This is a genomic window from Sporosarcina sp. SAFN-015 (assembly GCF_051966875.1).
GTDB lineage: Bacteria > Bacillota > Bacilli > Bacillales_A > Planococcaceae > Sporosarcina.
Genome location: NZ_JBQCKP010000025.1, coordinates 1 through 1,299, shown reverse-complemented (window position 1 = coordinate 1,299; position 1,299 = coordinate 1). Strand labels below are relative to the sequence as shown.

General features: G+C 55.1%; 1 rRNA gene. It reads right to left on the bottom strand.

The features are described 5' to 3' along the window. Nucleotides 1-1,299, bottom strand: a 23S ribosomal RNA gene (locus tag ACTHPA_RS18465); the annotation flags it as partial.

The window sequence follows — 1,299 nt, the reverse complement described above, 5'->3', positions numbered from 1 at the left end:
CCACGCTTCCACCCCGGACCTATCCACCTCATCTTCTTTGAGGGATCTTACTTACAAATGTAATGGGAAATCTCATCTTGAGGGGGGCTTCATGCTTAGATGCTTTCAGCATTTATCCCGTCCACACATAGCTACCCAGCGATGCCTTTGGCAAGACAACTGGTACACCAGCGGTGTGTCCATCCCGGTCCTCTCGTACTAAGGACAGCTCCTCTCAAATTTCCTGCGCCCGCGACGGATAGGGACCGAACTGTCTCACGACGTTCTGAACCCAGCTCGCGTACCGCTTTAATGGGCGAACAGCCCAACCCTTGGGACCGACTACAGCCCCAGGATGCGATGAGCCGACATCGAGGTGCCAAACCTCCCCGTCGATGTGGACTCTTGGGGGAGATAAGCCTGTTATCCCCGGGGTAGCTTTTATCCGTTGAGCGATGGCCCTTCCATGCGGAACCACCGGATCACTAAGCCCGTCTTTCGACCCTGCTCGACTTGTAGGTCTCGCAGTCAAGCTCCCTTATGCCTTTGCACTCTACGAATGATGTCCAACCATTCTGAGGGAACCTTTGGGCGCCTCCGTTACACTTTAGGAGGCGACCGCCCCAGTCAAACTGCCCACCTGACACTGTCTCCTGCCCGGATCACGGGCAAGGGTTAGAAGTCCAATACAGCCAGGGTAGTATCCCACCATTGCCTCCTCCGAAGCTGGCGCTCCGGATTCCAAGGCTCCTACCTATCCTGTACAGGCTGCACCGGAATTCAATATCAGGCTACAGTAAAGCTCCACGGGGTCTTTCCGTCCTGTCGCGGGTAATGCGCATCTTCACGCATATTATAATTTCACCGAGTCTCTCGTTGAGACAGTGCCCAGATCGTTACGCCTTTCGTGCGGGTCGGAACTTACCCGACAAGGAATTTCGCTACCTTAGGACCGTTATAGTTACGGCCGCCGTTTACTGGGGCTTCAATTCGAAGCTTCGCTTGCGCTGACCTCTCCTCTTAACCTTCCAGCACCGGGCAGGCGTCAGCCCCTATACGTCACCTTACGGTTTTGCAGAGACCTGTGTTTTTGCTAAACAGTCGCCTGGGCCTATTCACTGCGGCTCTCTCGGGCTATTCACCCTACCAGAGCACCCCTTCTCCCGAAGTTACGGGGTCATTTTGCCGAGTTCCTTAACGAGAGTTCTCTCGATCACCTTAGGATTCTCTCCTCGCCTACCTGTGTCGGTTTGCGGTACGGGCACCTCCCGCCTCGCTAGAGGCTTTTCTTGGCAGTGTGAAATCAGGGACTCCGGGGAT